Source organism: Halomonas maura, assembly GCF_030409305.1.
GTDB classification, from domain to species: Bacteria; Pseudomonadota; Gammaproteobacteria; order Pseudomonadales; family Halomonadaceae; genus Halomonas; species Halomonas maura.
The window spans coordinates 5,349-31,829 of sequence record NZ_JAUFPQ010000003.1 but is presented as its reverse complement, the minus strand read 5'-3'; the positions used below and the strand labels follow the sequence as shown (position 1 = coordinate 31,829).

25 protein-coding genes are annotated in these 26,481 nt (G+C 69.2%); 14 read left to right on the top strand and 11 right to left on the bottom strand.

Going from position 1 to position 26,481, the window contains the following annotated elements; genetic code table 11:
• Window positions 1-136 precede the first annotated feature (136 nt).
• Complete coding sequence (locus QWY76_RS00960) at window positions 137-916, bottom strand: IclR family transcriptional regulator domain-containing protein (RefSeq protein ID WP_290309246.1); 780 nt, start codon at window positions 914-916, stop codon at window positions 137-139.
• A 363-nt stretch (window positions 917-1,279) separates the two neighbouring features.
• Between QWY76_RS00960 and QWY76_RS00955 the strand changes: the two genes are divergently transcribed.
• The 6 genes from QWY76_RS00955 to QWY76_RS00930 all read left to right on the top strand — a co-directional run bounded on the left by QWY76_RS00955 (window position 1,280) and on the right by QWY76_RS00930 (window position 7,159).
• Window positions 1,280-2,098: a CoA transferase subunit A gene (locus tag QWY76_RS00955; protein WP_290309245.1), complete on the top strand. Its 819-nt coding sequence runs from the start codon at window positions 1,280-1,282 to the stop codon at window positions 2,096-2,098.
• On the top strand, window positions 2,098-2,871 hold the full coding sequence (locus tag QWY76_RS00950) for a CoA-transferase subunit beta (protein WP_290309244.1): 774 nt from the start codon (window positions 2,098-2,100) through the stop codon (window positions 2,869-2,871). The genes QWY76_RS00955 and QWY76_RS00950 overlap by 1 nt, the downstream gene beginning before the upstream one ends.
• Window positions 2,872-3,027: 156 nt before the next feature.
• The gene (gene pcaF / locus QWY76_RS00945) at window positions 3,028-4,233 is read left to right on the top strand and encodes a 3-oxoadipyl-CoA thiolase (RefSeq protein WP_290309243.1); all 1,206 of its coding nucleotides are present in this window, start codon (window positions 3,028-3,030) and stop codon (window positions 4,231-4,233) included.
• 76 nt (window positions 4,234-4,309) lie between these two features.
• Window positions 4,310-5,101: an alpha/beta fold hydrolase gene (locus tag QWY76_RS00940; RefSeq protein WP_290309242.1), complete on the top strand. Its 792-nt coding sequence runs from the start codon at window positions 4,310-4,312 to the stop codon at window positions 5,099-5,101.
• Between the two features lie 188 nt (window positions 5,102-5,289).
• The gene (locus QWY76_RS00935; protein ID WP_290309241.1) at window positions 5,290-6,120 is read left to right on the top strand and encodes a 3-oxoadipate:acetyl-CoA acetyltransferase; all 831 of its coding nucleotides are present in this window, start codon (window positions 5,290-5,292) and stop codon (window positions 6,118-6,120) included.
• A 253-nt stretch (window positions 6,121-6,373) separates the two neighbouring features.
• Complete coding sequence (locus QWY76_RS00930) at window positions 6,374-7,159, top strand: M48 family metallopeptidase (protein ID WP_290309240.1); 786 nt, start codon at window positions 6,374-6,376, stop codon at window positions 7,157-7,159.
• Between the two features lie 52 nt (window positions 7,160-7,211).
• Here QWY76_RS00930 and gfa read toward each other — a convergent pair whose 3' ends face one another.
• The 3 genes from gfa to QWY76_RS00915 form a co-directional block, all read right to left on the bottom strand.
• Window positions 7,212-7,784: an S-(hydroxymethyl)glutathione synthase gene (gene gfa, locus QWY76_RS00925; protein WP_290309239.1), complete on the bottom strand. Its 573-nt coding sequence runs from the start codon at window positions 7,782-7,784 to the stop codon at window positions 7,212-7,214.
• 267 nt (window positions 7,785-8,051) lie between these two features.
• A complete protein-coding gene (locus QWY76_RS00920) occupies window positions 8,052-8,447 on the bottom strand; it encodes a hypothetical protein (protein ID WP_290309238.1) in 396 nt (131 codons plus the stop codon).
• Window positions 8,448-8,551: 104 nt separating this feature from the next.
• Window positions 8,552-9,553, bottom strand: a complete 1,002-nt coding sequence (locus tag QWY76_RS00915; RefSeq protein WP_290309237.1) for an LLM class flavin-dependent oxidoreductase — start codon at window positions 9,551-9,553, stop codon at window positions 8,552-8,554.
• A 151-nt stretch (window positions 9,554-9,704) separates the two neighbouring features.
• Here QWY76_RS00915 and QWY76_RS00910 point away from each other — a divergent pair, with 151 nt between their 5' ends.
• Window positions 9,705-9,881 carry a hypothetical protein gene (locus QWY76_RS00910; RefSeq protein ID WP_290309236.1) on the top strand — a complete coding sequence of 59 codons (177 nt, stop codon included), beginning with the start codon at window positions 9,705-9,707 and terminating at the stop codon, window positions 9,879-9,881.
• A 60-nt stretch (window positions 9,882-9,941) separates the two neighbouring features.
• On the opposite strand, the gene QWY76_RS00905 is transcribed toward QWY76_RS00910, so the two are convergent.
• From QWY76_RS00905 to QWY76_RS00890, 4 genes are all read right to left on the bottom strand, one after another.
• The gene (locus QWY76_RS00905) at window positions 9,942-10,184 is read right to left on the bottom strand and encodes a YMGG-like glycine zipper-containing protein (protein WP_290309235.1); all 243 of its coding nucleotides are present in this window, start codon (window positions 10,182-10,184) and stop codon (window positions 9,942-9,944) included.
• 93 nt (window positions 10,185-10,277) lie between these two features.
• Complete coding sequence (gene aguA, locus QWY76_RS00900; RefSeq protein WP_290309234.1) at window positions 10,278-11,402, bottom strand: agmatine deiminase; 1,125 nt, start codon at window positions 11,400-11,402, stop codon at window positions 10,278-10,280.
• An 8-nt stretch (window positions 11,403-11,410) separates the two neighbouring features.
• The gene (locus tag QWY76_RS00895) at window positions 11,411-12,877 is read right to left on the bottom strand and encodes a Na+/H+ antiporter NhaC family protein (RefSeq protein ID WP_290309233.1); all 1,467 of its coding nucleotides are present in this window, start codon (window positions 12,875-12,877) and stop codon (window positions 11,411-11,413) included.
• Between the two features lie 114 nt (window positions 12,878-12,991).
• Window positions 12,992-14,410 (bottom strand): aminotransferase, encoded by a 1,419-nt coding sequence (locus tag QWY76_RS00890; protein ID WP_290309232.1) that lies wholly within the window; start codon window positions 14,408-14,410, stop codon window positions 12,992-12,994.
• Between the two features lie 324 nt (window positions 14,411-14,734).
• Here QWY76_RS00890 and QWY76_RS00885 point away from each other — a divergent pair, with 324 nt between their 5' ends.
• Together QWY76_RS00885 and QWY76_RS00880 are read left to right on the top strand one after the other, a co-directional pair.
• Window positions 14,735-15,973 (top strand): M20 family metallo-hydrolase, encoded by a 1,239-nt coding sequence (locus tag QWY76_RS00885; RefSeq protein ID WP_290309231.1) that lies wholly within the window; start codon window positions 14,735-14,737, stop codon window positions 15,971-15,973.
• A gap of 15 nt (window positions 15,974-15,988) precedes the next feature.
• Window positions 15,989-17,509: an aldehyde dehydrogenase gene (locus QWY76_RS00880; RefSeq protein ID WP_290309230.1), complete on the top strand. Its 1,521-nt coding sequence runs from the start codon at window positions 15,989-15,991 to the stop codon at window positions 17,507-17,509.
• Between the two features lie 82 nt (window positions 17,510-17,591).
• Here the strand turns inward: QWY76_RS00880 and msrA are convergent, their stop codons facing one another.
• Both msrA and QWY76_RS00870 read right to left on the bottom strand, forming a co-directional pair.
• Window positions 17,592-18,308, bottom strand: coding sequence for a peptide-methionine (S)-S-oxide reductase MsrA (gene msrA / locus QWY76_RS00875; RefSeq protein ID WP_290309229.1), 717 nt, complete (start codon window positions 18,306-18,308; stop codon window positions 17,592-17,594).
• Window positions 18,309-18,401: 93 nt separating this feature from the next.
• Window positions 18,402-19,226, bottom strand: coding sequence for a helix-turn-helix transcriptional regulator (locus QWY76_RS00870; protein WP_290309228.1), 825 nt, complete (start codon window positions 19,224-19,226; stop codon window positions 18,402-18,404).
• Window positions 19,227-19,345: 119 nt separating this feature from the next.
• Between QWY76_RS00870 and QWY76_RS00865 the strand changes: the two genes are divergently transcribed.
• The 3 genes from QWY76_RS00865 to QWY76_RS00855 all read left to right on the top strand — a co-directional run bounded on the left by QWY76_RS00865 (window position 19,346) and on the right by QWY76_RS00855 (window position 22,430).
• The gene (locus QWY76_RS00865) at window positions 19,346-20,047 is read left to right on the top strand and encodes an extensin-like domain-containing protein (protein ID WP_290309227.1); all 702 of its coding nucleotides are present in this window, start codon (window positions 19,346-19,348) and stop codon (window positions 20,045-20,047) included.
• Window positions 20,048-20,227: 180 nt separating this feature from the next.
• A complete protein-coding gene (locus tag QWY76_RS00860; RefSeq protein ID WP_290309226.1) occupies window positions 20,228-21,172 on the top strand; it encodes a cobyrinic acid a,c-diamide synthase in 945 nt (314 codons plus the stop codon).
• Window positions 21,173-21,251: 79 nt separating this feature from the next.
• On the top strand, window positions 21,252-22,430 hold the full coding sequence (locus QWY76_RS00855) for a toxic anion resistance protein (protein WP_290309225.1): 1,179 nt from the start codon (window positions 21,252-21,254) through the stop codon (window positions 22,428-22,430).
• A gap of 15 nt (window positions 22,431-22,445) precedes the next feature.
• On the opposite strand, the gene QWY76_RS00850 is transcribed toward QWY76_RS00855, so the two are convergent.
• Entirely contained in the window at window positions 22,446-22,733 is a 288-nt protein-coding gene (locus QWY76_RS00850) for a sll1863 family stress response protein (RefSeq protein ID WP_290309224.1), read from the bottom strand.
• 209 nt (window positions 22,734-22,942) lie between these two features.
• Here QWY76_RS00850 and QWY76_RS00845 point away from each other — a divergent pair, with 209 nt between their 5' ends.
• Together QWY76_RS00845 and QWY76_RS00840 are read left to right on the top strand one after the other, a co-directional pair.
• The gene (locus QWY76_RS00845) at window positions 22,943-24,250 is read left to right on the top strand and encodes an ATP-grasp domain-containing protein (protein WP_290309223.1); all 1,308 of its coding nucleotides are present in this window, start codon (window positions 22,943-22,945) and stop codon (window positions 24,248-24,250) included.
• Window positions 24,251-24,265: 15 nt separating this feature from the next.
• Window positions 24,266-26,293: a CocE/NonD family hydrolase gene (locus QWY76_RS00840; RefSeq protein WP_290309222.1), complete on the top strand. Its 2,028-nt coding sequence runs from the start codon at window positions 24,266-24,268 to the stop codon at window positions 26,291-26,293.
• The last annotated feature ends 188 nt before the right edge of the window (window positions 26,294-26,481 follow it).

Below are 26,481 nucleotides of genomic sequence, written 5' to 3'. Positions count from 1 at the left end.
GGATTATCGGCCTCCGGTCAGCCGGCTAGGGATTTCGATGAACAACCTGGTGGATTTACACATCTAGCCCCAGGTGGAAGACACACGGTGGTCCGCTGCCGCGCGGGTGGCGGGGCACTGGCGTCAGGGGCGGCGATCAGCTGACATGGGTGCGGATCAGCCGCACCTTGTCCTGCAGCAGAGGCAGGAACGAGCGGGTCAGGGTGTCGAAGTCGATGCGCGCGGCATTGGTGCTGATATTGATGGCACCGAGCAGCTTGCCGTTGGCGTCGAAGGCGGGGACGGCCAGGGAACGAAGCCCCGGGTCCAGCTCCTGGTCGACGATGCTGTAGCCCTGCAGACGCACCTGCTCGATGCAGTGGCGCAGCTGGGCCGGATCGGTGATGGACCGGTCGGTGTGGGCCTCCAGCGTCACCCGCTGGAGATAGGCCGCCAACTCGTCATCGGGGAGCTGGGCAAGCAGCACCCGCCCCATGGACGTATAGGCCGCCGGCAGGCGTGTCCCCACCGACAGGGTGATGGCCATCAGCCGATGCCTGGCGGAAGAGCGTGCCACATAGGTGACCTCGTCGCCGTCCAGGACCCCCAGCGACGAGGATTCCCCGATCTCCTCGGTGATGTCCTCGAGATACTGCTGGATCACCGAGCGGTAGTCGTTGGCCGAGAGGAAGGCATAGCCAAGCTGCAGGACCTTGGGCGCCAGCTCGAAATGGCGCTGGGTCTTGCGCACAAAGCCCAGCGAATGCAGCGTCAGCAGGAAGCGCCGGGCCCGGGCCCGGTTCATGCCGGTGCGCGTCGCCACTTCACTCAGCGTCATCCTCGGGTGGTCCTCGTCGAAGGCCAGGATCACTTCCAGCCCGCTGGCCAGGGCCGTGACGAAGTCACGGTCATCCGGGCTCAATACCTCTTCCTGCATCCGGTCTCTCCCCTGCGGTCCGATGGTGGCGCCGGGTGGCGCCTACAGCGGCCCAATCTAGCACAACTGTTCGGCAAGCGAACATGAAGGGCCCCGCCTGGCCGGAAGGAAGGACGACGGCAGCGTGTTAGACCTTGGTCGCAGGCCAGTGCCGTGCTCTGGATGGGGAAATGTCGTCCCGGCAGGGGCTTAGTGGACGTTTCGCTCGCGTGGACCAGGGCCAGGATCAAGGGACGGTTTGACGTTCACCGACGGTGACGCTAGTTTGTTCGCATACAGAATTGATGTTCGCAAAACGAACAAACTGGCCGTCACCCTCGCAGGTACCGGCCCCGAGCCCACTCCCAAAACAGGTGCATCCTCATGGCCGAGCTTCTCAGCCTGCATGATGCGGTGGCCCGCTACGTCGAAGACGGCGCCACCGTCTGCATGGAAGGCTTTACCCACCTGATCCCCTTCGCGGCGGGCCACGAGGTCATCCGTCAGGGCAAGCGTGAGCTGACGCTGATCCGCATGACGCCGGACCTGGTCTACGACCAGCTGATCGGCGCCGGCTGCGTCAGCAAGCTGATCTTCTCCTGGGGCGGCAACCCCGGGGTGGGCTCGCTGCACCGCCTGCGCGACGCGGTGGAGAAGGGTTGGCCGCAGCGGATCGAGCTCCTCGAGCACAGCCACGCCGCCATGGCCTGCGCCTTCGAGGCCGGTGCCGCCGGCCTGCCCCTGGCCGTGCTGCGCGGCTATGTCGGCAGCGACCTGCCCAAGGTCAACGACCAGATCAAGTTCATCGACTGTCCCTTCACCGGGGAGCGCCTGGCCGCGGTGCCCTCGATCCGCCCCGATGTCTCTCTGGTGCATGCCCAGAAGGCCGACCGCAAGGGCAACGTGCTGGTGGAGGGCATCGTCGGCGTGCAGAAGGAAGCCGTGCTGGCCGCCAGGCACAGCATCGTCACCGTCGAGGAGATCGTCGACGACCTCGACGTCGAGCCCAACGCCTGCGTGATCCCCGGCTGGGCGATCAGCGCCATCGCCGTGGCCGAGAAGGGCGCCTACCCCTCCTATGCCCACGGCTACTACGACCGCGACAACCGCTTCTACAAGGCGTGGGATGCCATCGCCCGGGATCGGGACGCCTTCACCGCCTGGCTCGACGACAACGTCCACAACGCAGGAGGACAGTCCTGATGCGCACCGACTACACCGCCGCGGAGATGATGACCGTGACCGCCGCCCGGGCGCTCGAGAACGGCATGACCTGCTTCGTGGGCATCGGCCTGCCCTCCGAGGCCGCCAACCTGGCGCGCCTGACCCATGCCCCCGACGTGGTGCTGATCTACGAGTCCGGCACCCTGCAGACCAAGCCGGAGGTGCTGCCGCTGTCGATCGGCGACGGCGAGCTGTGCGAGTCGGCGCTGACCACCGTCTCGGTGCCGGAGATGTTCCGCTACTGGCTGCAGGGCGGCCACATCGACGTGGGTTTCCTGGGCACCGCCCAGATCGACCGCTACTGCAACCTCAACACCACCCTGATCGGCGACTACCACGATCCCAAGGTCCGCCTGCCGGGTGGCGGCGGGGCGCCGGAGATCGCCACCAACGCCGGTGAGGTGTTCATCACCCTCAAGCACTCCAGGCGCACCTTCGTCCGAGACGTCGACTTCGTCACCACCCTGGGCTTCGGCCGCGACGGCAAGGGGCGCGAGGGCGTGCCCAACATCGGCAAGGGCCCGACCCGGGTGATCACCGACCTGTGCGTGATGCAGCCCGACCCCGAGACCCGGGAGCTGGTGGTGGTGTCGCTGCACCCCGGCGTGACCCGCGAGGACGTGTGTGATGCCACCGGCTGGGAGATCCGCTTCGCCGAGGCGCTCGAGAGCACCCCGGAGCCCTCGGCCCGTGAACTGGAGGTCCTGCGCGAGCTGAAGGAGAGGACCAACCGCAAGCATGCCGGCGAGTAAATTCACCTTAAAACGGCCTGCGCTCGACCATACGGCGTTAAGAGTCAGCTCAAAATGCTCATTTACCACAGATGTAAACTCCGCTTTTTCGCTGACTCTCGCCTTGTCCGGCCATCGCTCGTCGCGCTTTAAGTGTGAATTCCAGGAGACCTTTCAATGAATAACGTCTATCTGTGTCATCCGCGGCGTACCGCCGTGGGCCGCTTCGGCGGCACCCTGGCCGCGGTGCGTCCCGACGACTTCGCCGCCACCCTCTTCCAGGCGGTGCTCGCCGAGGCGCCGGATCTCGATCCGGCCGCCATCGACGAGGTGATCATGGGCTGTGCCAACCAGGCCGGCGAGGACAACCGCAACGTGGCGCGCATGGCGTCGCTGCTGGCGGGCCTGCCGACCTCGGTGCCCGGCACCACCATGAACCGCCTGTGCGGCTCGGGCATGGACGCGGTGGGCACCGCCTTCCGCGCCATCAAGGCCGGCGAGTTCGAGCTGGCCCTGGCCGGCGGCGTGGAGTCCATGTCGCGGGCGCCTTTCGTGATGGGCAAGGCCGAGACCGCCTTCTCGCGCAGCCAGGCGATCGAGGACACCACCATCGGCTGGCGCTTCATCAACCCGCTGATGAAGCAGCAGTACGGCGTCGACGCCATGCCGGAGACCGCCGAGAACGTCGCCGAGCAATACCGGGTGTCCCGCGAGGACCAGGATGCCTTCGCCCTGCGCTCCCAGCAGAAGGCCGAGCGCGCCCAGCAGGAAGGGCGGCTTGCCGAGGAGATCACCGCCATCGAGATCCCGCGGCGCAAGCAGGCGCCGCTGATCTTCGACCAGGACGAGCACCTGCGCCCGGGCACCACCCTGGAGAAGCTGGCCAAGCTGCCGACGCCGTTCCGTGACGGCGGCAGCGTCACCGCCGGCAACGCCTCCGGGGTCAACGACGGCGCCGCGGCGATGCTGGTGGCCGGCGAGGCCGCGGTGAAGCGGCACGGCCTCACGCCCATGGCCCGCATCCTGGGCATGGCCACCGCCGGGGTGGAACCGGCCACCATGGGCATCGGCCCGGTGCCGGCGGTGCGCAAGCTGCTCGACCGCCAGGGCGTGTCCCTCGACGAGATCGACATCATCGAGCTCAACGAGGCCTTCGCCGCCCAGGCCCTCGCCTGCCTGCGCGAGCTGGGCATCGACGACCACGACCCGCGGGTCAACCCCAACGGCGGCGGCATCGCCCTGGGCCACCCGCTGGGCATGTCCGGCGCGCGGCTGCTGATGACCGCGGCCCATGAGCTGCAGAACACCGGCCAGCGCTACGCGCTGTGCACCATGTGCGTCGGGGTGGGGCAGGGCATCGCCACGCTGATCGAGCGGGCCTAGGCACGCGCCACACGACACGCAAGCCGGCAGTCTGGACACGCCGACTTTTCCCGTTGCAACGAACGGAGAGACCAACATGGCATTTCTGAATATCCATGGCCGCAGCGTGGCCTATCGCCTGCTCGGCGCCGAGATCCATCCCCTGGTGGTGCTGGCGCACCCGTTGGGCATGAGCCAGGCGGTGTGGGACGACCTCCTGCCGGCGCTGCTGCCGCGCTATCGCGTGCTGACCTGGGACCTGCCCGGCCATGGCGCCAGCCAGGCCTGGGGCGAGGGGCCCATCGCCCCGGCCGACCTGGCCGCCGAAGCCCTGGCCCTGGTCGACCATGCCGGTGTCGAGCGCTGCCACTTCGTCGGCACCTCCATCGGCGGGGTGGTCGGCCAGGCGCTGCTCGCCGAGCACGGCGACCGCCTGCTGTCGGCGACCCTGACCAACACCGGCGCGGTGATCGGCAATGCCGCGCTGTGGAACACCCGCGCCGGCCGCGTGCGCCAGGAGGGCTTGGTGGCGATGGCCGAGGAGATCGTGCCGCGCTGGTTCGCCCCCGCCTGCTTCGCGGCCGAGCCGGCGCTCAAGGCGGGCTGGTGCACCCAGATGGGCCGTGGCGACGACGACTCCTATGCCCTGCTGTGCGAGATGCTGGGCCGCGACGCCTTCACCGGCAAGCTCGCCGGGAAGGGCGTCAAGGTCCAGTTGCTGGGCGGCAGCGAGGACCTGGCCACCCCGCCGGCGACTCTCGAGGCACTGGCCGCGGAGCTCGATGGTGCACCCCTCGAGATCCTCGAGGGCGTGGGCCACGTGCCCTCCGTGGAGGTGCCGGGCCTGTTCGCCGAAAGGCTGCTGGCGGTTATGCAGCACGCCGCCTAGGCGGTGCGCCTTGCCGCCGTCACGGCGTGCCACCGGCTCATGGCCGGCCGAGGACCCGCCTGCGTCTCCTGGCGCCGAACACCGCCCATGGGCGGCGTTCCCGCCGGTGGCGATGTGGCCACTGACGGCCCGTGACACTCATCCATCCACCTGCCCCGAACGAGCACCCAGGGGCATGCGAGGTTCTCATGTCGAAGCCCTGTATCATCTGTGTCGCCATCACCGGTAGCCTGCCGCGCAAGGAAAACAACCCGGCCGTGCCGGTGACCATCGACGAGCAGGTCGAGAGCACCCAGGCGGCCTTCGAGGCCGGGGCGAGCATCGTCCATTGCCATGTCCGCAACGACGACCAGTCGCCGACCTCGGACCCCGATCGGTTCGCCAGGCTGATGGAAGGTCTCCGGAAGCACTGCCCGGGGATGATCATTCAGCTCTCCACCGGCGGGCGCTCGGGAGCGGGCCAGGAGCGGGGCGCCATGCTGCCGCTGAAGCCCGACATGGCGAGCCTCGCGGTGGGCTCCAACAACTTCCCCACCCGGGTCTACGAGAACTCGCCGCAGCTGGTGGAGTGGCTCGCCGACGAGATGCTGAAATACGACATCAGGCCCGAGATCGAGGCCTTCGACCTGTCGCATATCCACCAGGCGGTGGCTCTCTCCAGGCAGGGCAGGATCGAGTCTCCGCTCTACGTCCAGTTCGTGATGGGGGTGAAGAACGCCATGCCGGTCGACAAGCCGACCTTCGATTTCTATATCGAGACCCTCGAGCGCCTGGCGCCGGGCTCCCAGTGGTGCGGTGCCGGCATCGGCGCCAACCAGCGGGTCCTCAACGAGTGGTCCATCGCCGCTGGTGGCCATACCCGCACCGGCCTGGAGGACAATGTTCGCTGGGACAAGGAGAGCCTCGCCCCCTCCAATGCCGCACTGGTCGAGCGAGTGGCGACGCTGTGCGAGCGCTACGAGCGCCCGGTGGCCACCTGGCAGCAGGCTCGCGAGATCCTGCGGCTCAAGGCCGTCTGACGACTCGTCCGAGCGCACGCTTCGGCCCTTGCTGGCGGGCGTCCCCGTCCCCCGGGCTGACGCCGGGAACAGGACCGGGGCCCTCTCGGTCATGCGGGAGGGCGCCTGGCCGGCGACGCCGGCGAGATTGCCGGCCCCCTTGCCGAGCGCCTGCTGGCGAGTCTGGCCGGATCATCGAGCGAGGCGGGGGAGTTGCGCGATGTGATGCGCTAGGTATGCTGGCGGCCAGACCCGTTCGAGGAGGGCTCGCGCGATGCGCCTGGCCTTGTTGCTGCTCGCCTTTCTGGCCCTGGCCGGCTGCGAGAAGACCCCCACCGGCCGCAGCCAGCTGGCGCTGGTGCCCGATGCCCTGATGGCCAAGCTGGGCGGGGACACCTTCGGCCAGCTGCGCGAGCGCCAGCCCGTCGCCGGTGATGCCGCCCTCAATCGCCGCGTGGAGTGCGTGGCCCGGGCGGTGGTGGCGGCCGCACGGCGCCACTATCCCGGGGTGGCGATGCCCGACGCCTGGGAGGTGGTGGTGTTCGACGATCCGTCCCCCAACGCCTTCGCGCTGCCCGGCGGCAAGATCGGCGTCAACGCCGGCCTGCTGCAGGTGGCGCAGACCCCGGACCAGCTGGCGGCGGTGATCGGCCATGAGGTCGGCCACGTGCTGGCCGACCACGGCAACGAGCGGCTGACCCAGCAGCTCGGCATCCAGGCGGTGCTGCTGGTGGTCGGGCTGTTCAGCGAGGGGGAGGTGGGCCAGGAACCCTTGCTCCAGGCCCTGGGGATCGGCGCCCGGCTGGGCATCGCCCTGCCGTTCAGCCGCACCCACGAGGAGGAGGCCGACCTGATGGGCCTCGAGATCATGGCCGAGGCCGGTTTCGACCCGCGGCAGAGCGTGACGCTGTGGCGCAACATGGCGAAGGCGGGCGGCGGCCAGCCGCCGGAGTTCCTCTCCACCCATCCCGCCCACGACTCGCGAATCGCGGCGCTTCAGGGCCATCTGGAGACGGCCCGACGCCTGGGCCGGGATGCCGCGCCGCCGGCCTGCGGCTGAGGCGTCATCGGGCGGCGGCGGCTCGGCAAGCGTGCCACGGCCAGGGGTGGCCTCAGAGGACCCCCTTGGCCTTGGCGGTGTGGGTCGCGATGGCATCCATCAGCGGAGGGGAGAGACAGTCGTAGGGCGTCAGCCCAAGCGCCTCGAGCCGTGCCCGCACCGCCCCCATGCGCTGCGGGTCGGTGCCCGCCTCGATGATCGAGGAGGTGAAGGCGGCGAACGTCGGGGCCGCCCATCCCGTCTCGTCGGACAGCTCGGGGTGGATGAAATCCAGGCCGTGGAAGGGATGGTCGGGATTCTCGATGCGCCCGAACATGTGCACCCCGCAGTCGCGGCAGGCGTGCCGCTGGATCGCCGCGGAAGCATCGACGATGTCGAGCTTGTCCTCGTTGGCGGTGACGCTGAGGGCGTCTCGCGGCACCACGGCGACCATGGAGAACAGCGCGCCTTGCGGTTTCCAGCACTTGGTGCAGCCGCACACGTGATTGTGCGCGCACTGGGCGTTGACGGTGACCTCCACCGGCCGCTCCGTGCAGTGGCAGTGCAGGGTGCCGCCGCTGAAGGCGTCGCTGCCGGGGCGCACGCCGTTATCGACGGCGGGGTGGATGCAGAATTCATCGTTCATGGCGGGTCTCCCCTCGAGTGGCGCGATGATGGTCCGCAGGGGCGATGGAGCTATCATGTGCTGCGGTGGGAGCCGATCCCATAGCCCGAGTATAGGAGGCGAGCGGGCCATCCGGGGCAGCACTCGGCAGGGGGCAACGCCTCGACTCGCGCGGCAAGGGGCCTGCGCCGGGCGAGCCGGTGGGGCGCGGGAAGCCGGCCTGCCGCGAGGAGCCGGCCGACGGGGTCGATAAAGGGTCGATCGAGGGGCGAGAACCGGCGGTGACGCTCAGCGCCACTCGTCGTCGCGGTCGGCGTCCTTGACCTCGTAGTCTCCCTCCAGGACCTGTTGCTCGCGGCGACGTCCCTCGCCGCCGCGGGGCTCGCGATACGGGGTATCCCGATGGTGGAAGCTGCCTCCGATATCCTCGGCCTGGTCGGCGCGCATGCGTTCCATGCGCTTCTTCATGCGGTAACGCAGGATGGGCAGCATGGCCCAGCCGACCAGCAGGAAGAACAGTCCCAGCACCACGCCGACGATCATCAGCGCGCCGAAGACCAGCCAGGTAAAGAGCAGCTTGAGGCCACCGACGTTGCCGCCGGGGCGGGCCTGGCGGGCACGTTCCTGCCACTGCTGCGCCGCCCGCCAGGCGGCGTTGTGGCGCGGATCCTTGGGGTCGGGCATGGGGATCTCCTGGGTAGGCGAGCCACGACTCGCCGTGAATGGCTGCCCGTTGGAAAGCGTGGGCAGGGAAACGTTCCTGCCCCTCGCCGGGCGCCGACCCGCCGTCAGGCCCCGGCCTGCCAGAGGTCGGCGACGATCTCGTAGCTGCGCAGGCGATCCTCCAGGGCGAAGACATCGCTATGCAGCATCAGCTCGTCCGCCCCGGTCGCCGCCAGGAAGGCCTCGAGGCCCTCGCGCACGGTGTCGGGCCCGCCGATCACCGCCGCCCCCAGGAACTGCTCGACCTGGGCCTGCTCGAGGGGCGTCCAGTCGAGGTGTTCCACCGGGGGCCTGGCCGGGGTGCGCCGGCCCCGGATCATGCCGAGGAACTTCTGGCGCGCCGTGGAGGCCAGGTACTCGGCCTGGGTATCGCTGTCGGCGGCGATCACCGGCAGGCCGACCATGGCATGGGGCGCCTCGAGCACCGCCGAGGGGCGGAAGTTGGCGCGATACAGCCGCAGCGCCTCGTGGAGTTGGGCCGGGGCGAACTGGGCGGCGAAGGCGAAGGGCAGTCCCTCGCGGGCCGCCAGGCGTGCGCTGTAGTCGCTGGAGCCGAGCAGCCACAGCGGCACCCGGGTGCCCTGGCCGGGCACGGCGTGGACCCGCTGGCCGGGCCGGGCCTCGTCCAGGAAGCCGCGCAACTCCTCGAGGCGCGCCGGGAAGTCGTCCATCCCGGCCCGCGGGTCCCGGCGCAGGGCCGCCATGGTGGCCCCGTCCGAGCCCGGGGCGCGGCCCAGGCCGAGGTCGATGCGGCCCGGGTAGAGGGTCTCCAGGGTGCCGAACTGCTCGGCCACCACCAGCGGCGGGTGATTGGGCAGCATGATGCCGCCGCTGCCGACCCGGAGGCGCGAGGTCTGGCCCGCGACGTGGCCGATCAGCACCGCCGTGGCGGCACTGGCGATGCCCTCGATGCCGTGGTGTTCGGCCAGCCAGAAGCGCGTGAAGCCACGCTGTTCGGCGAGCCTGGCCAGGGCGACGCTGTCGCGGAAGCTGTCGGCGGCGTTGCCGCCCTGGCGGATCGGTGCGAGGTCCAGCACCGACAGCGGGGTCTCCTTGAGACGGGGCATGCGAGGCTCCATAGATTAGCGTGCTTACTACCTATCTGGGGGCGAGGCCACCCGGAAACAACGGCGCGGCACACGGGCGGCAGTCAACGCTAGCCGGGCGCGTCGCCAGCCCCTAAGCTAAGGATACTTGGAGAACAACGGGAACCCGACCATGATCTTGATGCGTGCCGGCCGGCGGGTCCCGCGGCGTGGGGCCACGCGTCGTCGCCGGAAGCGACGATTCGACTGGGCCGTCTTCGACCGCTGGCTCGATCGGCTGGTGACCCTCGCGGTAGTGACCGCGCTGGTGGTCGGGGGGGCGGCCCTGCTGATCAGCCTGGTGCTCTAGGCCATTTCCAGGCGCCTGGGGAAGAAGGCACCGGTGGAATGCCGGTGCCCGGGTCGGGACCTACCGATAGCGATTGAGGTCGATGTCGTCCGAATCCGTGGCGGCCCCGGTGGCGGCGCCGACGCCGCCGCCGATCACCGCGCCCCGGGTGACGCTACCGCCGGTCATGGCGGCCGCCCCGGCTCCTACCGCGGCGCCCACGCCGGCCCCGCTGAGGGCCCGCTCACTCGTCGTGGTGCCGCAGCCCGCGAGTCCCAGCGCGAGCATCATGCTGACCAGTCCCGTTGTCACGATACGCTTCATTGCCTTCATCCATTGAGGGGTGTGAGCGTTAGAGTAGCGACTTCTCGGTTAAGTTTCAAAACACTGTTTTTTTACTCTCCCGGTCGGCCGTGATCAGCGGCAGCGCGGCTGCTGCTGGGTGATGCAATGAATGTTGCCGCCGCCGAGCAGGATCTCCCGAGCCGGCACCCCGACCACCCGGCGACTGGGGAAGAGGTCCTGGAGGATGGCCCTGGCCTCGTCGTCACGGGCCGGATCGAGCAGCGGCATCACCACCACCGCGTTGCCGATGTAGAAGTTGACGTAGGAGCCGGCCATGCGGTCGCCGGGGCGTCGCGGGTGCGAATGGCGCAGGCGGTCGATGCCGCTGGCCTCGTCCTCGGCGATATGCAGCGGCCCCGGCTGGGGCAGCCTGTGCACCTTGAGCCTCCGGCCCCGGGCGTCGACCGCCGCCTCCAGCACGGCGAGTGCCTCCCGGGAGATGGCATGCTGGGGATCGTCCGGGTCGTCGCACCAGGTCAGGGCCACCTCGCCGGGTCCCACGAAGCAGCACAGGTTGTCGACGTGGCCGTCGGTCTCGTCCCGGTAGCAGCCCCGCGGCAGCCAGAGGATGGTTTCCACGCCCAGGGTGTCGCGCAGCACCTGCTCCATCCGGGCCTTGGTCAGGTCGGGGTTGCGGTTGGCGTTGAGCAGGCACTCCTCGGTGGTGATCAGGGTGCCCTCGCCATCCACATGGATGGCACCGCCCTCGAGCATCACCGGCACCGTGAAGCGCTCGACGCCGAGCATCTCGGCAATCTTGGTGCGGATGCGCCGGTCCTTGTCCCAGGGGAAGTAGAGTCCGCCGTCGAGGCCCCCCCAGGCGTTGAACTCCCAGTCCACCATGGCCAGTCGCCCGTCGGGGTGGGTCAGGAAGGTGGGGCCCACGTCGCGCATCCAGGCGTCGTTGCTGGAGAGTTCCACCACCCGCACATGGTCGGGGAGCTGGATGCGGGCGTTCTCGTACTGGTCGTCGTTGACCCCGACGAACACCGTCTCGCTTTCGGCGATGGCCGTGGCCACCTCGATGAAGGCCTGCTGGGCGGGCTTGGCGCCGTAGCGCCAGGTGTCGGGACGCTGCGGCCACAGCATCCAGCAGGCGTCGTGGGGAGCGAACTCGGCCGGCATGGCGTAGCCCTGTTCGGCCGGGGTCCCGTGGGCGGCGCCCGCCGGGGCGCCGGGGTGATCGTGTGTCGTCATGGCATCTCTCACAGGTGGCCGACCATCAGGAATACAACAGTGGCGATGGCCGCGGCAATCAGCACGTAGGGCAGCTGGGTCAGGGCATGGGCCATGGGGGTGCAGCCGCTGCCCTGGGCCGACAGCACGGTGGAATCGCCGTAGAAGCAGGCGTGGCTGCCGAAGGCGCTGGCGGAGATCAGCGCCCCCACCACCAGCGGCATGTTGGCATCGACGCTCGACGCCAGCGGCAGCACGATCGGCATGGCCACGGCGAACAGCCCCCAGAAGGAGCCGGTGGCGAAGGCCAGGAAGGCCATGGTCACGAAGACCACCGCGGGCAGCATCCCCGAGGTCATCAGCGGCTGCACCGTGGTGATCACGAAGTCGGTCAGCCCCAGGACATCGTTGACCTCCTTGAGGGTGAAGCCGGCCACCAGGGTGCCGAGCGGCATGATCATGGCCTTGAAGCCCTCGAGCGCCGTATCGAAGGTGTCATGGAAGCTCAGCAGCCGCTGGGCGCCGATCAGCACCAGGGTCACCGCCAGGGCGACGATCACGCCGCGCAGGATGTCGATCTCGAAGTACCAGGTGAAGAAGATCAGGGTGGCGATGGGCAGCAGGAAATTCAGCAGGTGGGGGCGGGGCTGGGTCTCGTCCACCTCCAGGGCGGCGTCGTCGACCCCCTCGGGCATGATCTGGCCGCCCAGGGCCCGGGCCTCGGCGGCCCGCATCGGGCCGATGTCGGGCATCCAGCCGAGCGCCACCAGCGGCACGATGGCGGCGGCCACCCAGGCATAGAACATGTAGGGAATGGCCTCGATGTACAGGCCCATGCCGTTGCCGGTCACGTCGTTCTCCTCCAGCAGGCCGGCGAAGAACACCGCCCAGGTGGAGAATGGCACCAGGATGCACACCGGCGCCGCCGTGGAATCGACGATGTAGGCGAGCTTCTCCCGGGAGATGTTGAAGCGGTCGGTGATCTTCTTCATCGAGGCACTGATGGTCAGCGCATTCAGGTAGTCGTCGACGAAGATGATCAGGCCCAGGAACCAGGTGGTCAGCAGGCTCTGCTGCCTGGTGTGGATGCGGCGGGTCATGGTGTCACCGAAGCTGAGCACCCCGCCGGTCTTGACCAGCAGGGCGATCAGGCTGCCGAACAGGCCGCAGACCAGGATGATCCAGGTGACGGTATCGTTGCCCAGCACGCCGAGCAGGATGTCCGAGCCCTGGGTGACTACCGAGGTCGGGTCGATCATCAGCAGGCCGACCAGGGTGCCGGCCAGCAGCGATTCGATGGTGCGTCGGGTGAGGATGGCCATGCCCAGTACCACTGCGGTTGGTAGCAGGCTGTAGAGGCCATAGTCGTTGCCGTCGACGAGTGCGAAGTTGCTGAGGCTGGCAATCAGAACGACAACGAGAAATATCAGGCCACCCTTAGTGGCGCTGCCGAAGCCTTTGGGCTGGGCCTTCGAGCCCGAAGGAGAGTGTGACATGGTCATTAACCTTTATTGTTGAATTGTTGTGGCTGATCATTGCACTGTGGCTCGCCCCGCCGGGAAATGCCGAGTGATACATGCGGCGGTTGCCGGCGGGGAACGGATAGCCGTTTACAGGTAGCCATCCTCGCGTAGAGATTCAGTGGCCGCGGTGAGCGCCTCGTCGAGGATGGCGACCACCCGGTCGACGGTCTCGCGAGTCCAGATCAGCGGTGGCGAGACGATGTTCAGATGCCCCACCGGACGAATGATCAGGCCGCGCTGCTGGGCCTCGGCGGCCACCCGGTCGCCGACCCGTGCCTCCACCGGCAGCAGCGCCTTGGTAATCTTGTCGGCCACGTTCTCCAGGCACATCATGAAGTGGCTACCGCGCACGTCACCGACGGTTTCATGGCGGGACAGGGTCTTGAGCTGTTGCTCCAGATAGGGACCCACCTCGCGGACGTTCTCGCAGATCCCCTCGCGCTCGATGATCTCGATGTTCTTGAGTGCCGCGGCACAGCTCACCGGATGGCCGGAGTAGGTGAAGCCGGTACTCAGCACGCCCCCCTTGCGCTGCGGGGTGCCCAGCACCTCGTAGATCGCGTCGGAGATCAGGGTGGCGCCCAGCGGCGCATAGCCGGAAGACAGTCCCTTGGCGCAGTTGATGATGTCCGGCTGGGTGTCGAACACCGCTTCGGAGGCGAAGAAGTGTCCCAGGCGACCGAAGCCGGTGACCACCTCGTCGGCGATGAAGAGGATGTCGTTGGCGCGGCACACGGCCTGCATGCGCGCATGATACCCCTCGGGCGCCACCAGCACCCCGCCGGCTCCCATGATCGGCTCGGCGATGAAGGCGGCGATGTGATCGGCGCCGATCTCGGCGATGGTGTCCTCGAACTCCTGAACCAGGTGATCACAGTACTCGGCCTCGCTCATGCCCTCGGGGCGACGGTAGCAGTTGGCCTCGCTGAGGTGGCTCACCAGGTGGTCCAGGGTGTCGAAGTCCCAGTTGTTGCTCTCGATGCCGGTCAGGGTGGCGGCCAGGTAGGTGGTGCCGTGGTAGGCGTTGTTGCGCGAGAGGATGCGCTTCTTGGCCGGCTTGCCCAGGCGATTGAAGTAGTAGTGGACCAGGCGGATGGTGGCATCGTTGGCCGCCGAGCCGCCGCAGCTGTAGAAGACGTGGTTGAGGTGCGCGGGGGCCAGCTCGGCGAGCTTGGCGGCGAGTTCCGCGGCCGGGGCGTTGGACAGGTTGTTGAAGGTCGAGAAGTAGGCCATGCGGGTGGCCTGGTCGGCCATCGCCTGGCCGATCTCGGCGCGCCCGTGGCCGACGTTGACGCACCACAGCCCGGCGATGCCGTCGATGAACCGATTGCCACGCGAATCCTCCACGTGGATGCCCTCGCTGTCGGTGATCAGGTCGCAGCCGTCCTCGTGGAACACGCTGAAGTCGGTGAAGGGATGGATGAAGTGATCCTTGTCCTTCTGCCACAGGGTCTGGGTATCGAGGGCGGGGCGGTCGGTCGTCGGGCGGATGGTTGTTGTGGTCATGGCGTTACCTCCTGTCGTATGGAGGCCAGCCTAGCCAGGCCCGGGGAGCGGGTGACATATCCTGATTGGGGTATATCGGGGGCTCGCGCCGCCCTCGTAAGGTGATCCCACGGCACATGATCCCCAATGACCAGGGGTGTCGCCTTGAGCTGCGTCGAGGGGCGCCGGGGACAGGCCAAAGAGGAGGTCTGTTGCCATGGAGGGCAAAAATAGCGCCCATGGATGGGTCCACAGCGCCTCCTCGTAGGCCTGTCGACGGACCAGCCCCGATCGACAACGCCAACGGCGATGGCCCTGCCCGAACAATGACCAACGAGGCGCACCATGACGATTTCCATCGACGGCCAGCGGCTGTGGGATACGCTGATGGCCATGGCCGAGATCGGCCCCACCGCCAACGGCGGCAGCTGCCGCCTGGCCCTGACTCCCGAGGACGCCGCCGGCCGGCGCCTGCTGCTCGACTGGTGCGAGGCGATCGGCTGCACCTGGCGCGTCGATCGGGTCGGCAACCTCTTTATCCGCCGCGAGGGCCGTCGTGGTGATCTCGCCCCGGTCGCCACCGGCAGCCACCTGGACACCCAGCCCAGGGGCGGCCGCTTCGACGGCATCCTCGGCGTGCTGGCCGGGCTCGAGGTGTTCCGCAGCCTGCACGACCAGGGCATCGTCACCGAGCGCCCCCTCGAGCTGGTGGTCTGGACCAACGAGGAGGGCAGCCGCTTCGCCCCGGCGATGGTCGCCTCGGGGACCTATGCCGGCGAGTTCGCCGTCGACGATACCCTGAACCGCCGCGACGCCGACGGCGTGACCCTCGGCGAGGCCCTGGAAGCCTGCGGCTTCGCCGGCGACCTGCCGGTGGGCGAGCCGCGACTGGCTGGTTTCTTCGAGCTACATATCGAACAGGGACCGGTGCTCGAGGACGCCGGGGAGGCCATCGGCGTGGTCACCGGCGTGCAGGGCATGCGCTGGTTCGACGTCACGCTCGAAGGTCAGTCGGCCCATGCCGGCCCCACCCCGATGCGCCTGCGTCACGATGCCCTGGCCGCGGCGGCGCGGCTGATCGACCGCCTGCAGGCCCATGCCCTGGCCGACGCCAGCGGCGACACCAAGGTCACCTGCGGCTGCCTGGACATCGAGGCGGCCTCGCGCAACGTCATCCCCGGCGAGGTGCGCCTCACCGTCGACCTGCGCCACGTGGTGGAAGCCGAACTCGATGCCCTCCAGGCGCTGTTCGAACGCGAGCTGGCCGCCGCCGGCGAGACCTTCGGCGTGGCGGTGTCACAGCAGCGGATCTGGGCCTCGCCGGTGGTGGCGTTCGCCCCCGAGTGCATCGCGGCGGTGGAGGACGCGACCCGGGCCCTGGGCGTACGCTTCCGGCGCATGATGAGCGGCGCCGGCCACGACGCCGTCTACGTGTCGCGCGTCGCCCCCACCGCGATGATCTTCATTCCCTGCCGCGACGGCATCAGCCACAACGAGGCCGAGTACGCCACCCCGGAACACTGCAGCCTGGGCGCCCAGGTGCTTTGCGACGCCATGCTCGCCCGCGCCGACCGTCCGGCCTGATCACGGGAGTCTCTCATGACCGATAACCGCCGAATTCCCCAGACCCGCGACGACTGGCAGGCACTGGCCGCCTCGCTGGTCGAGCAAGGCCTCGAGAACCGCGCCTATCTCGACGACGCCTTCGTCGACGCCGCCGATGGCGCGACCCTGACCACCACCAATCCGGCCACCGGCGAGACGCTCGCCGAGGTGGCGAGCTGCGACGCCGCCGATGCCGATCGTGCGGTATCGGCCGCGCGGCGCGCCTTCGAGGGCGGCGCCTGGTCGCGCCTGGCCCCGGGCAAGCGCAAGGCCGTGCTGCTCAGGCTTGCCGAGCTGATGGCGGCGCACCGGCACGAGCTGGCGCTGCTCGACACCCTGGACATGGGCAAGCCTGTCACCAGCGCCTTGGGCGATATGGCCGGCGCCATCGGCTGTCTGCGCCACCACGCCGAGTCCATCGACAAGCTCTACGGCGAGGTCGCGCCCACCGGCGACGACGCCCTGGGCCTGGTGCTGCGCGAGCCGCTGGGGGTGGTGGCCTCCATCGTGCCGTGGAACTTCCCGCTGATGATGACCGCCTGGAAGATCGCCCCGGCGCTGGCCGCCGGCAACAGCGTGATCCTCAAGCCCTCGGAGAAGTCGCCGCTGTCGGCGCTGCGCCTGGCCAGCCTGGCGCGCGAGGCCGGCCTGCCGCGCGGCGTCTTCCAGGTGCTGCCGGGCTTCGGCCACAGCGTGGGCAAGGCGCTGGCATTGTCGATGGACGTCGACTGCCTGGCCTTCACCGGCTCCACCGGGGTCGGCAAGCAGCTGATGCAGTACGCCGGCCAGTCCAACCTCAAGAAGGTCTTCCTGGAGTGCGGCGGCAAGAGCCCCAACCTGGTGTTCGCCGACTGCAAGGACCTGGACAAGGTCGCCGAGCATGCCGCCGCGGCGATCTTCCACAACCAGGGCGAGGTGTGCATCGCCGGCTCCCGGCTGCTGGTCGAGAACAGCATCCGCGAGGCCTTCGTGGAGAAGGTGCTGGCCGCCGCCGAGCGCATGCAGCCCGGCGACCCGCTGGACCCGGCCAGTTTCATGGGCGCGATCGTCGATGACACCCAGCATGCCCGCATCCTCGAGTACATTCGCCGCGGCGTGGAAGAGGGCGCGACCCTGCGCACCGGCGGCGAGGCCACTGCTGTCGGAGGCAAGGGGCTGTTTATCCCGCCGACGGTGTTCGACGGCGTCACCGACGCCATGGCCATCGGCCGCGAGGAGATCTTCGGCCCGGTGCTGTCGGTGTTCGGCTTCGACGGCGAGGACGAGGCGGTGCGGCTGGCCAACGACAGCGACTACGGCCTGGCGGCCGGGCTGTGGAGCCAGGACATCGACCGCATCATGCGCGTCACGCGCCGGCTGCGCTCGGGGCAGGTGTTCGTCAACAACTGGGCGGACATGGACCAGACGGTGCCCTTCGGCGGCGTCAAGCAGTCGGGCAACGGCCGCGACAAGTCCCACCATTCGCTGGAGGAGTACTCCGACCTCAAGAGCGTGTGGATGACGCTCACGCCCTGAGCGCCGCCGCGATCGGCGCCGCCCGACGCGTGTCCGCGTGACCGATGCCCCCTCACGGGCGCCGGGCGTCGTCCATGGTGGTTCAAGGCGTCGCGGAGAGGACCGGGTCGTCGCGATAGAGCCCGGGGAACAGGCGTTCGAGGTTGGCCACCTTGGGCAGATCGTTGAACACGATGTAGGGCTGGTTCGGGTGGTGGTAGGCGTAGTCCTGGTGGTAGGGCTCGGCGGGATAGAAGGCCTCCAGCGGATCGAGCCGCGTGACGATCGGACGGTCGAACACCTCGGCCGCCTCGAGCTGGTCGATATAGGCCTGGGCGACGCGGCGTTGGGTCTCGTCGGCATAGAAGATCGCCGAGCGATACTGCGGGCCCCGGTCCGGTCCCTGGCGGTTGAGCTGGGTCGGGTCATGGGCCACCGAGAAGAACACCTGCAGCAGCCGGGCATAGGAGATCCTGTCGGGATCGTAGGTGATGCGCACCGCTTCGGCATGCCGGGTGCGACCGGCACTGACGCTGCGGTAGTCGGCGGTCCTGGCCGCACCGCCGCTGTAGCCGGAGACCGCGTCGGTCACGCCGTCGAGGTGCTGGAACACCGCCTCGATGCCCCAGAAGCAGCCGCCGGCGAGCACCGCGCTGTGCAGCGCATCGCCCGCGGAAGCGGGGCCGGTGGTGGACGGCGGCGGCAGGGCGACGGCGCGGCTGGTGGCGTGACCGAGCGGCGACCAGCTGAGGGCGACGCCAAGCGCCAGCGCGGTGCCCAGCCCGACGAGGGGCCGACGGGGCAGGGATGATGCGGGCATGGCGAGACTCCTGTGCTGTGGCTCATGTCCCACGCTAGGCGCTCGGCCCGGCGAAATCATCACGATTCGATCACGCAGCGCGGGTTCGCGCCTTCAGCCGCCCTGCTGGCGGGAGACCAGCGCCACGTGGTCGAGGAACAGCCGGAACAGCTGGGACTGGCTCGACAGGTTGAGGCGCTGGTAGATGTGCTTGCGGTGGACCTTGACGGTGCCGTCGCTGATGTCGAGTTCCCTGGCCGCCGACTTGGTGGAGTGGCCGGCCAGCAGCAGGCGCACGATCTCCCGTTCCCGGGCGGTGAGAGCCTCCTGGCCGAAGCTGTCGAAGGCGGCTTCCACCGGCTCGCGCTCGGCCATCCGCTCCTGGAAGCGGTGGCCCTGCCATTTCCAGTACTCGCCGAGCAGCACCTCCAGGACCGGGGCGACATGGCGCAGCGCCTGCAGGCCGCGCCGTGTCAGCCGCGGGGCGTCCTCGCGAAAGCCCAGCGACACCACCACCACCACCTCGGCATCGACCCGGGCGAACAGGCCGACCTCGTCGCTCAGGCCCAGGGCGCGATAGTAGTGGTGGTAGTAGTCACTGCTCTCGAAGCGGTCCGGGGCCAGCTCGCGCAGCCGATGGGCGCCGCGGTCCAGGCCGTCGTGGACGGCCTTGAAGAAGGGGTCGAGCAGGTAGGCCTGGCTCAGGTAGCGCTCGATGCCCTGCTCGCGACGCTCCGGCGGGTAGTTGTCGTGAATCAGCAGCGGCCGGTGCTGGCCCTGGTAGGTGTTGATCAGCACGGTATCGAAGCCGGCCAGCGCGTGTAGGGTCTGCTCCAGCAGGCTGGGGAAGCCGACCCCGCCGGCGGCCAGGGTGAGCTGGGCGAGACGCTGGTGCCAGGCCTGGCTGTCGGCCGTGGCGAGCAGGTCGGTGAGGTTCATGGCTAACGGCAGGCTCGAGTGGCGGATCGCCGACTCAGGGTACCACCGCCAGCGCGGCGGGTGGCAAGGCACGCGGCGGGCTATGCTCGGGAGGATGCGACCGCCATCACGGGAGGGACATGCGCACGCTGCTGCTGGGCCTGGTGATCATCGGCCTGCTGGTGGGCATCGGCCTCGACAAGGGCTGGTGGTCGATCCCGCCGGCGTGGAACCCCTGGGCGCCCCTGCGGGTGGCGGCGCCGGTGACCCCGGTGACCCGCTGGAAGCTGGCCCGCCTGGAGGACGATCCCCAGGCCTGTCGGGCCGTGCTGGCCACGGTGCCCGACGCGCAGTTGCGCTATAGCGTCCTGGCCGACCATACCCCGGTCGCCGGCTGCCCCCTCACCGATGTCCTGCGCCTGCACCGCGCGGGGGTCGCGTTCGACCGCAGCTTCATCGCCCGCTGTCCGCTGGCCGTGAGCTGGCTGCTCTACGAGCGGCATCGCCTGCAGCCCGTCGCCCGGGAGGTGTTCGGTCAGCCGGTCGTGGCGGTGGAGCACTTCGGCAGCTTCGCCTGTCGCAATATCTACGCACGCGAGCAGGGACGTCGCAGCGACCATGCCGCCGCGGCCGCCCTGGACGTCGCGGCCTTCCGCCTCGCCGATGGACGGCGCGTCTCGGTACGACGGGACTGGGGGGACGACGGGCCGGCCGGGCGCTTCCTGCGCCGGGCCCAGCGAGGTGCCTGCGGGCTGTTCGGCACCGTGCTCGGGCCGGACTACAACGCGGCGCATGCCGATCACTTCCACCTGGGCCGGCGCGGGACGGGCATCTGCCGCTAGTGCCCCGTCTCAGCGGCTGACGGTAGGGTTCTGGCGGCCCGATTCGCTCGCCATGTCTACGGTGAACCTCCGAAACGGGACATCAGGACGTCACTGGCGGTGGCCGGCCTCTGGCCTCATCATGGGGGCATCCGCCACCGCCGCCTTGTCGCGCTTGTAGAGAGGAGCTTCGACCACACCATGCTGGGATTCCTGCAGGGGGCCGCCTATGGCCTGTTCCTCACGTGCCTGCCCTGGTGCCTGATCGGGCTGGCCAGCCCCCGACTGGCCCTGCCCACCGAGCACCCGACCCGCTGGCGGGTCGTGCTGCGCTACGCCTTCCTGGTGCCCTTCCTCAGCCTGCTGATGTGGCTGACCTCGCTGTGGGGCGGCTTCGATCCCAGCCTGCCGGGCTGGCTGGCGGGGCTGGTCGGTATCGCGGTGGAGATTCCGCTGGAGCGGCGCTGGCGGCGGTTCCGGGCGCGGCGCCACCAGCGCCGGCTCGAGGCGATGCTCGAGGCCGAGACGAGTCGCCGCCGCGCCGAGGAGGTCCGGCAGGGACGCGAGGCCGGGGTCGCCGAGCTCGACCCGGCGAACCCGCCGGCCGATGCCGACGAGGTGGTGCAGGCCCTGTGTCGCGCCAAGCGCGAGCTGCTCGAGGCGGGACGCGAGGACCATGCCGGCCAGGTCGATCGGCTCTACAGCCGCTATCGCCATGTGCTGGGGGTGCTGGGCTCGCGCTTCGACACCAGCGAACTGGCCCATGAGCGCGCCCGCTCGCTGGTGGAGGAGGTCTGCCTGGGGGCAGTGGACAACCTCAACGCCATGGTGGCCCAGGCCCGGGGCGTGGCCGGCCTCGACGTCGACTTCGTGCGCCGCCGCCTCGGCCAGGAAGCCGACCGGCTGACCGCCAACGAGACCAGCGCGCTGCGCCGGCGCCTGGCGTTGGTCGAGGACACCGAGCGTTCGCTGCGACACCTCGCGGCCCGCAACGAGGCGGCGCTGACGGCGCTGGACGACGCCAGCGTGGCGCTGTCACGCCTCGTCACCGACCGTCCCCGGGCCCGGGTCGGCGCCGACCAGGCCTGCGAGGAGCTGCGTCGCTTCATCGACGGCGCCGAGCGCTATAGCCGCCCCTCACGCTAGGCTCATAAGCTCCCTCGCGAACAGGCCGTTCCCGCAGGGGTCCTAGACGCAGAATCGGCAACCAAGGGAGTCCCATGCCATGACTGACGCGACCAAGCCCGGCAGCCCGCTGTCGCTGCCGCCGGTGGAACGCATCGCCGAGGAGCTGGAGGGAACGGAGGAGTCCGCGTCCCGCCACCAGGACGAGGATCCCCGACTCGCGGCCATGGCCGATGCCTTCGTCGCGGAGACCCTGGACGACCAGGGCGAGGGCGGGGCCAGCCGCCAGCGTCGCGCGGTGGACGAGATGGGCCTCGAGCTGCAGCAGCAGGCGGCGCGCCAGAGCGAGATGCTCAAGACGCCGCTGCGCCAGCTGGCCCAGCACGGCGAGGAGGGCGGGCCCGTGGCCAAGGCGCTGGTCGAGCTTCGCGAGCGCATGGGCAGCCTGGATCCCCGCCACCATCGCCTGACGCCAGGGCCCCTGGACCGGGTGCTGGGCTGGTTGCCCGGGGTGGGCAACCGGCTGCAGCGCTACTTCCATCGCTTCGAGACCGCCCAGCAGGCCCTGGAGGCGATCATCGCCGACCTCGAGGGCGGGCGCGACATGCTGGAGCGCGACAACCTGACCCTGGCCGACGATCAGGACGCCATGCACCAGACCCTGGCGCAGCTGCAGCGCCAGGTGGCGCTGGGACGGCTGATCGACCGGCGCCTCGAGCGGGCGTTGCCCGGAATCGCCGACGAGTCGCGGCGGGCCTTCGTCGAGGAGGAGCTGCTGTTCCCGCTGCGCCAGCGCATCCTCGACCTCCAGCAGCAGCAGGCGGTCTGTCAGCAGGGCGTGCTGGCCCTCGAGGTGATCATCCGCAACAACCGCGAGCTGATGCGTGGCGTGGACCGCGCCATCAACGTCACCGTCTCGGCCTTGAGCGTGGCGGCCACGGTGGCGCTGGCGCTCGCCAACCAGCGGCTGGTGCTGGATCGCATCGAGTCCCTCAATGCCGCCACCTCGGAGACCATCGCCGGGACCGCCCGCGCCCTGCGCCAGCAGGGCGTCGATATCCAGACCCGGGCGGCCTCGGCCAACCTGGACCTGCAGGCCCTGGAGGGGGCCTTCGCCGACGTCATGGGTGCGATCGAGGATCTCTCGCACTATCGCCGCGACGCCCTGCCGAGGCTGGCCGAACAGATCGAGCGCCTGGAGACGCTGTCCCGGGAGGGCCAGACGGCCATCGACCGCCTCGAGCGCGACGACGGAGAAGCGCCGGAGCGGGCGTCCTGAACCGGCGGCCGGCCCTCACTTGAAGTGCGCGGCGGCCTCGCGGAAGGCCTTGCGCATCCGCTCCCAGGCCTCGTCGGTGCCCTTCTGCAGGTCCGACCAGGCGCCCTCGCCGGCGCGCTGCAACTCGTCCAGGCGCTGACGGGCCTCGTCGCGGCGGCGGCGCAGCCGTTCCAGGTCTTCCTGGTGGCGGGCCTGGGTCCGGGCGCTGGCCTGCCTGGCTCGGGCCATCAACGCGTCGATCTCGGCGTTCCACTCGTCGAGACTGGCCTTCAGGCGTTCGATGAACTCGTCTCGTTGGCTCACGCGGCTCTCCCGATGTCGTCTCCCTCGCTTGTGATGATCCTTGCGGCCTCGCCGAGTTCCCTCGACGGGCGGTCATGGAGCGATCACGGCCGTGGCGGTCCGCGACTGAACTATCCTGCGGTATGAGGGTGGCGCCGCCGCCATCGGGACGCGTCGCTGCCGATGCGCACGGCCCCCTCATCCAGGCGGTGATCCGCGAGGAGGATGTCATGAGCAGTGAGGCCCGCAATGTCTTCGTGGTGGGGCTCAACGACTTCAACCGTCAGCGTCTCGAGAGCCTGCGTGGCGCCGAGGCCTATCGCTTCCACGGCGTCATCGAGCCCCAGGCGGTCTACGACACCGAGGTCTTCGACATCGCCGCCATGCTCGACGAGGCGACCCGGCAACTGGAGGCCTTCGAGGGCCCGGTGGATGCCATCGTCGGCTATATGGATTTTCCCGTCTCCACCATGCTGCCGATCCTCTGCGAGCGCTTCGGCACCCGCACCCCCAGGCTGGAAAGCCTGCTGAAGTGCGAGCACAAGTACTGGAGCCGCCGGATGCAGAAGGAGGTCATCCCCGACTTCATCCCGACCTTCACGGCCTTCGATCCCTTCGATGACGAGGCCCTGACCCGGATCGGCGAGGCGGGACTCTACTTCCCCTTCTTCGTCAAGCCGATCAAGTCCTCGGGGTCGCGGCTGGGCTTTCGCATCGACACCCCCGAGGACTTCTATCACGCCATCGAGAAGCTGCGCGAGGATATCGGCCTGATCGCGGATCCCTTCAACACCGTGCTCGAGCAGGCACGACTGCCCGACGAGATCGCCGCCGTGGACGGTCACTTCTGCATGGCCGAGGAGATCATCGGCGGCTGGCAGTGCACCGTGGAGGGCTACGTCTTCGAGGGCGAGGTGGTTAGCTACGGGATCGTCGACTCGCTGCGCTACCCCCAGGTGCTGAGCTTCTTCCACTATCGCTACCCCTCGGGGCTGCCCGCGCCCATTCAGGACAAGATGCGCGAGCTCAGCGACACGGTGATGACCCATATCGGCTTCGACAACTCGGCCTTCAACATCGAGTACTTCTGGGACGAGGTGCAGGACCGCATCTGGCTGCTGGAGATCAACACCCGCATCTCCCAGTCCCACTGCGACCTCTTCGAGAAGGTCGACGGGGTCAGCAACCAGCAGGTCACCATCGACCTGGCGCTGGGCCAGCGGCCCGACATGCCGCATCGCCAGGGGGATTTCGCCGTCGCCGCCAAGTTCTTCTACCGGGTGTTCTTCGTCGACGCCGTGGTCGCCCGGGTGCCCAGCGAGGCGGAGATCGCCGAGCTGGAGGCGGCCTTCCCGGGCACCGTGATCGCCCTGCAGGTGGAAGCCGGGCAGCGGCTCTCGACGCTGCCCGAGCAGGACAGCTACAGCTACGCCCTGGCCTACGTGTGGATGGGCGCCGACACCGCGGAGCAACTGCTCGAGAACCATGATCGCCTGGCGGCGCGCCTGGCGTTCGCGTTCGACCAGGTCGAGGGCTGAAGGAGGAGGACGAGGATGCGAATCGTCGATGCATTTCCGCGCCGGGTCCAGGAAGAGGAGACCTGGATCCCCATGGCGGACGGCACGCGGCTGGCGGCCCGGATCTGGCGGCCGGTGGATGCCGAGGATCACCCCGTGCCGGCGATCCTCGAGTACCTGCCCTATCGCAAGCGCGACCTGACCGCCGCCCGCGACGTCCAGAGCCACCCCTACTGGGCCGGGCACGGCTATGCCGGGGTGCGGGTCGACATCCGTGGCACCGGCGAGTCGGACGGCGTGCTCACCGACGAATACCTGCCCCAGGAACTGGCCGACGGCGTGGCCGTGCTCGAGTGGCTGGCCGACCAGCCCTGGTGCACCGGCGAGGTGGGCATGGTGGGGATCTCCTGGGGGGGCTTCAACGGCCTGCAGATCGCCGCCCTGCAGCCGCCCCAGCTCAAGGCGGTGATCACCCTGTGCTCCACCGATGACCGCTATGCCGACGATATCCACCACATGGGCGGCTGCCTGCTCGGCGACAACCTGTCCTGGGCCTCGACCATGTTCGACGGCAACACCTGTCCGCCCGACCCCGTGTTGGTGGGCGAGGGCTGGCGCGAGATGTGGCGGGAGCGCCTCGACGGCAGCGGCCTGTGGCTGGCCAAGTGGCTGGAGCACCAGCGGCGTGACGACTACTGGAAGCATGGCTCGGTATGCGAGGACTTCGCCGCCATCCGCTGTCCGGTCTACGCCATCAGCGGCTGGGCCGACGGCTACTGCAACGCCGTCTTCCGGCTGCTCGAGGGCCTGTCGGTGCCGCGCAGGGGGCTGGTCGGGCCCTGGGCCCACAAGTACCCCCACCTGGGCGTGCCCGGGCCGGCCATCGGTTTCCTGCAGGACTCGCTGCGCTGGTGGGACCACTGGCTCAAGGGCGAGGACACCGGGATCATGGACGAGCCCATGCTGCGCGTGTGGATCCAGGAGTCGAAGCCGCCCTCGGCTCGCTACGAGGTGCGCCCGGGGCGCTGGATCAGCGAGCCGCGCTGGCCCTCGCCGAATATCCAGCCCGGCTCCTTCCGTCTCACCGTGGGGCATGACCTGCTGCCCGAGGCCGACGGGGTCGACGACGAGGCGGCACTGACCGTGCGTTCGCCGCTGTCGGTGGGGCTCTTCGCCGGCAAGTGGTGCTCGTACAACGCGCCCCCCGACCTGCCCCATGACCAGCGCGACGAGGACGGGGGCTGCCTGATCTTCCAGACGCCGCGCCTCGCGGCGCCGCTGGAGATCTGCGGCCAGCCGAGGGTCGAGCTCGAGATCGAGGCCGACCAGCCGGTGGCCATGGTGGCGCTGCGGCTTATCGACATCGCCGAGGACGACAAGGCCACCCGGGTCTCCTATGGGCTGCTCAACCTCACCCACCGCGACAGTGACGAGTTCCCCGAGCCCCTGGTGCCGGGCGAGCGCTATCGCGTGACGGTGTCGCTGAAGCATATCGCCCAGCAGTTCCCGGCGGGCCATGCCATCCGCCTGTCGGTGTCCACCAGCTACTGGCCGCTGGCCTGGCCGGCGCCCCGGCCGGTGCGGCTGACCGTGATCCCCGGGCTCAGCCGGCTGATCCTGCCGGTCCGGGCCCCGCGACCGGCGGAGGAGGCCGCGCTGCCGGCTTTCGGCGAGCCCGAGGGCGCGCCACCGATCGCCAAGACCCTGATCCAGCCGACCCAGGAGAGCTGGCGCGTGATCCGCGACCTGGCCAACGACAAGACGACCCTCGAGGTGATCAACGACGAGGGCCGCTATCGCCTCGACGATATCGACCTGGAGATCACCGCCCGGGTCACCGAACGCTACAGCTATTCCTATGGCAGCTACGACAGCGTCAGCGGCTGGACCGAGTGGGAGCGAAGCTTCCGCCGCGGCGACTGGGAGGTGCGCACCCTGACCCGCACCCTGATGACCAGCGACGAGGAGAGCTTCCGACTGCGCGCCACCCTGGACGCCTGGGAAGGCGACACCCGGATCTACGCCAGGACCTGGGACGAGACGATTCCCCGCGACCTGGTCTAGGCAATGTCTGAAAAGTGCCTGCGCGCGGCGATACGGCGTTAAACATCGGCTCGTGCGCGAGCCCGGTCAAAGTGCTCTTTTACTACCGGTAAACGCCGCCTTCTGACTCGCGACTTCCATGTCGCTCGCTCTCTGAGAGCAGCGGAGCTGCCCAAATCGGCAGTTCTTGCCGATTTGTCACCGATTCT

Excerpts from the sequence above, each read along its gene's own strand:
- QWY76_RS00960 (WP_290309246.1), bottom strand. The coding sequence starts at position 916 with ATGCAGGAAGAGGTATTGAGCCCGGATGACCGTGACTTCGTCACGGCC.
- QWY76_RS00955 (WP_290309245.1), top strand. The coding sequence starts at position 1,280 with ATGGCCGAGCTTCTCAGCCTGCATGATGCGGTGGCCCGCTACGTCGAA.
- QWY76_RS00950 (WP_290309244.1), top strand. The coding sequence starts at position 2,098 with ATGCGCACCGACTACACCGCCGCGGAGATGATGACCGTGACCGCCGCC.
- pcaF (WP_290309243.1), top strand. The coding sequence starts at position 3,028 with ATGAATAACGTCTATCTGTGTCATCCGCGGCGTACCGCCGTGGGCCGC.
- QWY76_RS00940 (WP_290309242.1), top strand. The coding sequence starts at position 4,310 with ATGGCATTTCTGAATATCCATGGCCGCAGCGTGGCCTATCGCCTGCTC.
- QWY76_RS00935 (WP_290309241.1), top strand. The coding sequence starts at position 5,290 with ATGTCGAAGCCCTGTATCATCTGTGTCGCCATCACCGGTAGCCTGCCG.
- QWY76_RS00930 (WP_290309240.1), top strand. The coding sequence starts at position 6,374 with ATGCGCCTGGCCTTGTTGCTGCTCGCCTTTCTGGCCCTGGCCGGCTGC.
- gfa (WP_290309239.1), bottom strand. The coding sequence starts at position 7,784 with ATGAACGATGAATTCTGCATCCACCCCGCCGTCGATAACGGCGTGCGC.
- QWY76_RS00920 (WP_290309238.1), bottom strand. The coding sequence starts at position 8,447 with ATGCCCGACCCCAAGGATCCGCGCCACAACGCCGCCTGGCGGGCGGCG.
- QWY76_RS00915 (WP_290309237.1), bottom strand. The coding sequence starts at position 9,553 with ATGCCCCGTCTCAAGGAGACCCCGCTGTCGGTGCTGGACCTCGCACCG.
- QWY76_RS00910 (WP_290309236.1), top strand. The coding sequence starts at position 9,705 with ATGATCTTGATGCGTGCCGGCCGGCGGGTCCCGCGGCGTGGGGCCACG.
- QWY76_RS00905 (WP_290309235.1), bottom strand. The coding sequence starts at position 10,184 with ATGAAGCGTATCGTGACAACGGGACTGGTCAGCATGATGCTCGCGCTG.
- aguA (WP_290309234.1), bottom strand. The coding sequence starts at position 11,402 with ATGACGACACACGATCACCCCGGCGCCCCGGCGGGCGCCGCCCACGGG.
- QWY76_RS00895 (WP_290309233.1), bottom strand. The coding sequence starts at position 12,877 with ATGTCACACTCTCCTTCGGGCTCGAAGGCCCAGCCCAAAGGCTTCGGC.
- QWY76_RS00890 (WP_290309232.1), bottom strand. The coding sequence starts at position 14,410 with ATGACCACAACAACCATCCGCCCGACGACCGACCGCCCCGCCCTCGAT.
- QWY76_RS00885 (WP_290309231.1), top strand. The coding sequence starts at position 14,735 with ATGACGATTTCCATCGACGGCCAGCGGCTGTGGGATACGCTGATGGCC.
- QWY76_RS00880 (WP_290309230.1), top strand. The coding sequence starts at position 15,989 with ATGACCGATAACCGCCGAATTCCCCAGACCCGCGACGACTGGCAGGCA.
- msrA (WP_290309229.1), bottom strand. The coding sequence starts at position 18,308 with ATGCCCGCATCATCCCTGCCCCGTCGGCCCCTCGTCGGGCTGGGCACC.
- QWY76_RS00870 (WP_290309228.1), bottom strand. The coding sequence starts at position 19,226 with ATGAACCTCACCGACCTGCTCGCCACGGCCGACAGCCAGGCCTGGCAC.
- QWY76_RS00865 (WP_290309227.1), top strand. The coding sequence starts at position 19,346 with ATGCGCACGCTGCTGCTGGGCCTGGTGATCATCGGCCTGCTGGTGGGC.
- QWY76_RS00860 (WP_290309226.1), top strand. The coding sequence starts at position 20,228 with ATGCTGGGATTCCTGCAGGGGGCCGCCTATGGCCTGTTCCTCACGTGC.
- QWY76_RS00855 (WP_290309225.1), top strand. The coding sequence starts at position 21,252 with ATGACTGACGCGACCAAGCCCGGCAGCCCGCTGTCGCTGCCGCCGGTG.
- QWY76_RS00845 (WP_290309223.1), top strand. The coding sequence starts at position 22,943 with ATGAGCAGTGAGGCCCGCAATGTCTTCGTGGTGGGGCTCAACGACTTC.
- QWY76_RS00840 (WP_290309222.1), top strand. The coding sequence starts at position 24,266 with ATGCGAATCGTCGATGCATTTCCGCGCCGGGTCCAGGAAGAGGAGACC.